Here is a 4,891-nt window from a genome sequence, read left to right on the forward strand (position 1 = left end):
GTAAGTCTTTCTGTTTTATAAATAACGCCTAAGGGAATACGATCACCCCATTCAAGGGATTTTTCAAAGGCTCTTATTCTATCAGTTGGATCATAGTCCTTTTCAAGTTTATATATTCTCTGACGATACCATTCAAAGGTATTAATTTTATTAAAGCTCACACAGGGCTGAAGAATATCAACAACTGCAAAGCCTTTATGATTGACCGCTTCTTTTATTATGTATTTCAGATGATCTATGTCTCCTGCAAAGGCTCTTGCAACGAAGCTACAGTTTAAAGCAATTGCCATTGTTAAAGGATTAAACTGCTGTCCCTTTTTCTTAAAAGTTTTCTTTACAATCTCATACATAATTTCAGGATTCATACCAAGCATACCAATAACAGCACCTACTGCTACAGTGTTTGCCATGATCTTGCTTCCGCCGTGAGTTTGGGCAAGCTCAAAAAGAGGAAAATCTAAAAAATTGGGTTTATCATACTTTTTCTTGATAAAAGTGGAGTCATAAAGAACATGTCCCTGTGGACTTAGTTCCTTTTCATGCTCTATGATGCTTTCTTTATCAAGGGCAACAATTATATCAACCTTGCTTCTGGAAGCTGTTACAGGTTTATCGGAGATTCTAATCTGATAAAAATTGTGTCCGCCTCTTATGCGGGATTCATAGTCCTGATGGGTGAATACATGATAACCTGCATGAGCAAATATATGGGACAGGGTATCCCCCACTGTCTGGATACCCTGCCCTGCTTCTCCACCTATTTTTATGGTGTAATCCATCATGTTGGAGTTACACCATATTTAACAATATTTATTAATGTATTTTCAGGTTTTGGAAGTCCTGCAATTTATGTAAAATTCTTGATAAACTGACCTATCTGAACTCCAAGATAAACGCACTTTACATTATTCATACAGTCATCGGCATCCTGTTTATCAAGATGGGTTATAGTTCAGAAGTGCCTTTCTGGAATCTGATTATGTAAGCCTGTTTTTCTTCACTATAGTAAATATTGACATTGAAACCGTGTTCCTTTACTTCAGGATACATCTCAAGAATTTTATTCTTTAAATCATCAATTGTGTAAGCCATAATCTCCTCCTATTTTATTCTTTTTTCTACTTCCTGCCAGTTAATATTTTTAAAGAACGCTTCAATATACTCTGCGCGCTTAAGACCATAGTCAATCATAAAAGCATGTTCAAAAACATCCATAATAAGAAGAGGATTGCAACCTGATGGATGTCCTGTATCGTGCTCATTAATCCAGAAATTAAATAATTTCCCTGTTAAAGTATCCTGATAGAGAACTACCCATCCAATTCCACGCATTGTTCCTGTTGCTTTGAAGTCTTTAAGCCAGTTTTCAAAGCTGCCAAAGTTTTCATTTATAAGTTTTGCCAACTTGCCATTCTGAGGTAATACACCGTCTCCACCGAGATTTTCAAAATAAAGCTCATGAAGCCTTGCTCCATTCCACTCCCATCCAAGCCTTCTTTTGAGTTCTGCATACTCTGGTGTTGTTGTTTTACCATCATTTAGCATTGCTTTGAGAGTATCAATAACTTTGTTTGTATTTGTTACATAACCCTGATACAAGGTGAAATGATTTTTGAGAAGTATTTCACTAAAACCCTGCATGCCAATTAATTTTGAATAATCCTTTGCCTCATAGGACATAATGACCTCCCATTTTAATATTATTTTTTTATACTCAATATTAACAAATAAATTTTTAATTGTCAATTTATCCTTACACTCGATTTTAGATACTCTTTGCCTTACTCAATGCTCCCATCCTCTGGACTCATTTTTAAAGATTTAAAGACTACATAGTGGGCATCATATTTACTCCAGTCCGTATGAATCAGCCTTTTAGAATCGCAAGGGGATCAATGTCGGATGCACACCACCAAGAATAACAGTAATGCCCTTTTTTCTTATTCTATCAGCAATAGCATAGGCTCTTGGTGCTATAGATGTAGTAGTGCATATTACTTTTTCAAACCTTAAATGCCCTTCATTAAATCTTTAATTTCTTAAGCCTCAAAGCATTTCCAACAACTGATACAGAACTGAAACTCATGGCAGCTGCTGCCAATACGGGACTTAGAAGAATGCCAAAAAATGGATAGAGAACTCCAGCTGCAATAGGCACTCCAATGGTGTTATATATGAATGCCCAAAAGAGATTTTGTTTTATGTTGCGCATTGTTGCTCTGCTAAGTCGCCTTGCTCGAACAATTCCCATTAAATCACCTTTTACAAGAGTCACATCAGCGCTTTGCATTGCTACATCTGTGCCTGTTCCCATGGCAATACCAACATCTGCCTGTGCAAGAGCTGGTGCGTCATTTATACCATCTCCTGCCATTGCAACTATTCTTCCTTCTTGCTGCAGTTTTTTCACAATCCGAGCCTTTTCTGCAGGTAATACCTCTGCAATTACTTCGTCAATGTTAAGCTTTTTTGCCACTGCCTGTGCAGTTATTTTATTGTCTCCTGTTACCATAAATATGCGAATACCTTCTTTATGAAGGGCATCAATTGCCTGAGCAGTTGTCTGTTTTATTGAATCTGCCACTGCAAGAACTCCCATTACTTTCTCATCTATAGCAACATAAATTACAGTTGCACCTTCAGCACGAAGGCTATCTGCTTTCTTTGAAAGTTCAGAAAAGTCAATACCAAGGTCATCAAGGAGTTTATGATTACCAACAATAATTCTGTAACCATCAATTCTTCCGATTAATCCTTTGCCTGTTATAGATTCAAAATCCATCACATCAGTAAGTTTTATATTTCTTTCCTGAGCAGCCCTGACAATTGCTGAAGCAAAAGGATGTTCACTACTCCTTTCAAGGCTTGCAGCAAAGTAGAGTATTTCATCTTCTTTAAAACCCTGAACAGGAACTATCTCCACAAGCTCTGGTTTCCCAACTGTGAGTGTACCTGTCTTGTCAACCACAACAGTGTCAACCTTTTTCATTAGCTCAATTGCTTCTGCGTTTTTAAATAGCACTCCCATTGTTGCACCTTTTCCCATAGCAACCATTATTGATACAGGTGTGGCAAGTCCAAGAGCACAAGGACAGGCAATAATTAAGACTGCCACTGCATTGATAATTGCATGTGTCATTTTGGGTTCAGGACCAAGCCATGCCCAAACAATAAATGTAATGATTGCCACTGCTACAACTATCTGAACAAAATATGCTGCCACAATGTCTGCAAGTTTTTGCACAGGTGCTCGACTTCTCTGCGCTTCAGAAACCATTCGAACAATCTGTGAAAGTAAAGTATCAGCTCCAACTTTTTCTGCTTTAATTATAAGCATACCTGTTCCATTTACAGTTGCAGCAATTACACGGTCTCCTTTTTCTTTATATACAGGTATTGATTCTCCTGTAATCATTGATTCATCAACATAACTTTTTCCTTCAATTACAATTCCATCAACAGGTATCTTTTCTCCCGGACGAATGCGAATTAAATCTCCTATTTTTACATGATCCACAGGGATATCTTCTTCAATACCATCTTTTATTATCCTGGCAGTTTTTGGAGCAAGTCCAAGAAGTGCCTTTATGGCAGCTGCTGTTTTACTTCTTGCCTTTAATTCAAGCACCTGACCAAGAAGAACAAGAGTCACAATAACTGCTGCTGCCTCAAAATAAACAGGTACTTCTCCATTTTTTCTGAAGGAAGGGGGGAATATCTCTGGCATGAATGTGGCAACAACGCTATATCCATAGGCTACTCCAACACCAAGACCTATCAATGTAAACATATTTAGGTTTCTGCTTGAGATGGATTGCCAGAAACGAACAAAGAATGGTAATCCACCCCACAGGACAACTGGAGTTGCGACAATAAATTCAAGCCACTTCATAAGTTCATGAGGAAAAAATTTTTTTAATGGCATACTGATTACAGGACCCATTGTGACCAGAATAAGTGGTATTGTTAAAACAAAGCTAATCCAGAATCGTCTTCTCATATCAATTAATTCAGGATTTTCTTTTTCATCCACTGAAACTGTTTTTGGTTCAAGTGCCATTCCGCAGATAGGACAAATCCCGGGTGCATCACGAATAATTTCAGGATGCATTGGACATGTCCATTCAACTTTTGCCTGACTTCCAGCAGGAGTAATTGGTTTAGATGCATGTCCACATTTTGGGCAATGTTTGTGATCTTCACGGTGTATGGAAGATTTAAGAGTTATTTCTTTTGTCAAAGATGTTGAAGGTTCTTCAGTAAGATAAATTTCAGGGTTTTTGTCAAATTTTTCTTTACAATGTTTTGAACAGAAATAATAAGTTATACCCTTATAAATACTTGTTTCAGCAGCATCTTTATCCTCTATCAACATCTTACATACTGGATCAATAACTTTCATCAAAACCTCCTTATATAAAACTTGAAAAAATCTAAATCATCTTCAACTCCTATAAATTCATTACCTGTTTTCTCACCGCAGGCAGGAATGTCTTCAAGAGAGCCATCATAGTCTGTAACTATCTCTATTATTTGTCCCGGCTCCACCTTTTTAATTAATTCTTGAAGCTTTAGTAAATGCATCGGACACATAAGATGAACTATATCCGTAGAAACATTTGCTTGAACATTTTCTACAAATTTAAGCTTTCATTTCTACCTCCCTATGGTTAAGTTCTATAATGTCCTTTAAGGTAATTGTATTAAGAAACTCTTTCATTCTTTCTCCGAGTTTTTCCCAGATAAGATGAATTACACATACGTCAATCCTTAGACAGCCTTTTTTGGATTAAGACATGGTATAAAAGCTAAAGGACCTTCAAGTTTTTTCAAGAATCCTCTGACAAAGTTATTATTTTTAATGAACAGACTCAATTTTTTGGTAACATTT

General features: G+C 36.8%; 5 protein-coding genes. All 5 read right to left on the reverse strand.

The window, feature by feature from the left end; translation table 11 throughout:
• The coding region (locus ACP5O9_RS03835; protein ID WP_428723458.1) for a 2-oxoacid:acceptor oxidoreductase family protein at nucleotides 1-782 on the reverse strand (782 nt) is incomplete at its 3' end.
• A gap of 163 nt (nucleotides 783-945) precedes the next feature.
• On the reverse strand, nucleotides 946-1,092 hold the full coding sequence (locus tag ACP5O9_RS03840; RefSeq protein ID WP_428723459.1) for a hypothetical protein: 147 nt from the start codon (nucleotides 1,090-1,092) through the stop codon (nucleotides 946-948).
• 9 nt (nucleotides 1,093-1,101) lie between these two features.
• On the reverse strand, nucleotides 1,102-1,680 hold the full coding sequence (locus ACP5O9_RS03845) for a superoxide dismutase (RefSeq protein WP_353685469.1): 579 nt from the start codon (nucleotides 1,678-1,680) through the stop codon (nucleotides 1,102-1,104).
• A gap of 343 nt (nucleotides 1,681-2,023) precedes the next feature.
• The gene (locus ACP5O9_RS03850) at nucleotides 2,024-4,402 is read right to left on the reverse strand and encodes a heavy metal translocating P-type ATPase (protein WP_428723460.1); all 2,379 of its coding nucleotides are present in this window, start codon (nucleotides 4,400-4,402) and stop codon (nucleotides 2,024-2,026) included.
• On the reverse strand, nucleotides 4,402-4,605 hold the full coding sequence (locus ACP5O9_RS03855) for a sulfurtransferase TusA family protein (RefSeq protein ID WP_424905423.1): 204 nt from the start codon (nucleotides 4,603-4,605) through the stop codon (nucleotides 4,402-4,404). Before ACP5O9_RS03855 ends, ACP5O9_RS03850 begins: the two co-directional genes overlap by 1 nt.
• Nucleotides 4,606-4,891 lie beyond the last annotated feature (286 nt).

The sequence above is a fragment of the Thermodesulfovibrio sp. genome (genome assembly GCF_049969575.1).
GTDB lineage: Bacteria > Nitrospirota > Thermodesulfovibrionia > Thermodesulfovibrionales > Thermodesulfovibrionaceae > Thermodesulfovibrio > Thermodesulfovibrio obliviosus.